General features: G+C 72.5%; 1 protein-coding gene. It reads left to right on the top strand.

What is annotated here, in order from left to right; translation table 11 throughout:
• The coding region (locus G6W55_RS37130) for a type I polyketide synthase (protein ID WP_175525002.1) at nt 1–3,476 on the top strand (3,476 nt) is incomplete at both ends.

Genomic DNA, 3,476 nt, shown 5'->3' with positions numbered 1-3,476 from the left:
GCCCACCACGTCGACCTGCCCACCTACGCCTTCCAGCACCGCCACTACTGGCTGGGGACCGCTGTCGCGACGACCGGTGCGCTGCCCGGGCTCGGGCTCGTGGCGGCGGAGCACCCGATGCTGGGCGCGGTCATGGACCTGCCCGACGCGGACGGTGTGGTCCTGACGGGTCGGCTGTCGCTGCGGACGCATCCGTGGCTGGCGGACCACGCGGTCGACGGTGTGGTGCTGCTGCCGGGGACCGCCTTCGTGGAGCTGGCCGTCCGGGCCGGTGACGAGGTCGGCTGCGAGACGGTCGAGGAGCTGACCCTCCAGGCCCCGCTGACACTGCCCGAACAGGGTGGCGTGCAGCTGCGGATCACGGTTGCCGAGTCCGGCGCGGAGGGCGGTCGGGCGTTCACCGTGTATTCCCGGCGGGAGGACGCACCGGCGGAGAGTCCCTGGATGTGTCATGCGACGGGTGTGCTGGCGGTGGGTGGTTCGCCGGCGTCGGCGTCGGCGGGTGCGGCGGAGCTGGTGGTGTGGCCTCCTGCCGGGGCCGTGGGGGTGGATGTCGAGGGTCTGTACGAGGGGTTCGTGGCCGACGGGTACGGCTATGGGCCGGTGTTCCAGGGGGTGCGTGCGGCCTGGCGGCTCGGTGACGAGGTGTTCGCCGAGGTGGAGCTGGCCGAGGGGCAGCGGGAGGATGCGGCTCGTTTTGGTCTGCATCCGGCGTTGCTGGATGCGGCGTTGCACGGTGTGCGGCTGGGTGGGTTCTTCTCCGACGGCCGGGCGCGGTTGCCGTTCGAGTGGCGTGGTGTGTCGCTGTACGCGTCGGGTGCGTCGGTGCTGCGGGTGCGGTTGGCGCCGGTGGGTGCGGACGCGCTGTCGGTGACCGTCGCCGACGGCACCGGACAGCCCGTCGCCACGGTCGACTCGCTCGTCCTGCGTCCCTTTGCCCCCGAGCAGCTCGCGGGCGCGCCCGGGACGCGTGACACTCTCTTCCGCGTTGAGTGGACGCCGCTGCCGCACACTGCCGCGACCCACAACACGCAGGGCGTGTGGGCGGTCGTAGGCCGACCGGATGCCGTGACCGGTCTCCCGGCCCGGTCGACCGTACACGCAGACCTGGCGGACCTGGTCTCCGCCGTCGACAGCGGCGGGATACTGCCGGATGCGGTGCTCGTCCCGTTCGTGGTGGCGGCGCCGGACGGGGACACGGTCCGGGCGGCGCACCAGGCCGCGTACCGGGCCTTGGAGCTGGTGCAGGGGTGGCTGGCAGAGGAGCGGTTCGCGTCGTCGCGGCTGGTGCTGGTCACGCGGGGTGCGGTGGCGGCCGGCCCGGAGGAGAGCGTCGAGGACTTGGCGGCCGCCCCGGTCTGGGGCCTGCTGCGGTCGGCCCAGACGGAGAACCCCGGCCGGTTCGTCCTCCTGGACGACGACGGCGGGTTGTGGCCGGACGAGGCGTTGGACGCCGTGCTCGCCGGGGACGAACCCCAGCTCGCGGTCCGCGACGGTGTCGTCTACGTGCCGCGTGTCCAGTCGGTCGTGCCGGTGACGGCGTCTGAGGGGCCGGTCTGGGGTGAGGGCACGGTCCTGGTCACGGGAGCCACGGGCACGCTGGGTGGTTTGGTGGCGCGTCATCTGGTGACGGTTTATGGGGTGCGGCGTCTGCTGCTGCTCAGCCGGAGTGGCCTGGAGGCCGCTGGGGCCGCCGAACTGGTCGCTGAGTTGGGTGAGTTGGGTGCCGAGGCGTCGGTGGTGGCGTGTGATGTCGCCGATCGCGGGGCGCTGGCCCGGGTGCTGGCGGGGGTCCCGGCCGAGCACCCGCTGACGGGTGTGGTGCACACGGCCGGTGTGCTGGACGACGGCACGGTGTCGTCTCTGACCCCGCATCGGCTGGCGGCGGTGCTGCGGCCGAAGGTCGACGGCGCCTGGAACTTGCACGAGCTGACCCGTGACCTCGATCTGTCGGCGTTCGTGCTGTTCTCGTCGGCGTCCGGTGTGCTGGGCAGCGCGGGACAGGGCAACTACGCGGCGGCCAACGCCTTCGTGGACGCGTTGGCGGCGGTGCGGCGGGCCGACGGCCTGCCGGGCGTGTCCATGGCGTGGGGCGTGTGGGAGCAGCGCAGTGGGATGACCGGTGCGCTGGGCGCGGCCGAGACAGCCCGGCTCGCCCGGTCGGGTCTGATGGGCTTGTCGTCCTCGGACGGGCTCGCGCTGTTCGATGCCGCGGTGGCGACGGGGCTGGCGTTGGTGTTGCCGGTTCGGTTCGATTTGGTCGTGCTCCGGGCCATGGGCGCCGGTGTACCGGCGGTGGTGCGCGGGCTGGCCGGTGGCCGGGTGCGCCGGGCTCGGGTGAGCGAGGCCGCCGGCGCGGGTCTGGTCGACCGGTGGGCCGGGCTGTCGCCGGAGGCACGGATGCGGGAGCTGTCCGGGCTGGTGCGCGGGCAGGTGGCCGCGGTGCTGGGGCATGGCTCGGCGGCGTCGGTTGAGGAGAGCCGGGCGTTCAAGGAGCTGGGCTTCGACTCGCTGACGGCCGTCGACCTGCGGAACCGCCTCAACGCGGCGACCGGTCTACGGCTGCCTGCCACCCTCGTCTTCGACCACCCCACCCCCGATGCCCTCGCACGACACCTGTACGGCGAACTCTTCGGCACCACGGGCGAATCCACCGGCGCATCACTCCCGGTGCGGTCTCCGCTCGACCAAGACCCCATCGTCGTCGTAGGCATGAGCTGTAGGTATCCGGGCGGAGTGCGTTCCCCTGAGGACCTGTGGCGCATGGTGGCCACGGGCCGTGACGGCATCGACGGATTCCCGACCGACCGTGGCTGGGACCTGGAGGGTCTGTACGACCCGGATCCGGATCGGACGGGCACGTCGTACGTCCGTGAGGGCGGCTTCCTGCACGACGCGGCGGACTTCGATCCGGGGTTCTTCGGGATTTCGCCGCGTGAGGCGCTGGCGATGGATCCGCAGCAGCGGCTGCTGCTGGAGACGTCCTGGGAGGTGTTCGAGCGGGCGGGTATCGATCCGGCGTCGGTGCGCGGCAGCCGGACGGGTGTCTTCGCGGGTGTGATGTACAACGACTATGGTTCGCGGCTGGGCGGGGCACCGGAGGGCTTCGAGGGCTACCTGGGCAACGGCAGCGCGGGCAGTGTCGCCTCCGGGCGTATCTCCTACACCTTCGGCCTTGAGGGCCCGGCGGTCACGGTGGACACCGCGTGCTCGTCCTCGCTGGTTGCTTTCCACCTGGCGGCGCAGGCACTGCGTGCGGGCGAGTGCACGCTGGCCCTGGCGGGTGGCGTGACGGTGATGTCGACCCCGACGACCTTCGTGGAGTTCAGTCGGCAGCGGGGGCTGTCGCCGGACGGCCGCTGCCGGTCGTTCTCCGACGACGCGGACGGTACGGGGTGGGGCGAGGGTGTGGGCATGCTGCTGCTGGAGCGGTTGTCGGACGCGCGGCGCAACGGGCATCCGGTGCTGGCGGTGGT

Source organism: Streptomyces sp. CAI-85 (genome assembly GCF_013363615.1).
Classification (GTDB): domain Bacteria; phylum Actinomycetota; class Actinomycetes; order Streptomycetales; family Streptomycetaceae; genus Streptomyces; species Streptomyces antibioticus_B.
This window is presented reverse-complemented; position numbering and strand designations above follow the sequence as displayed.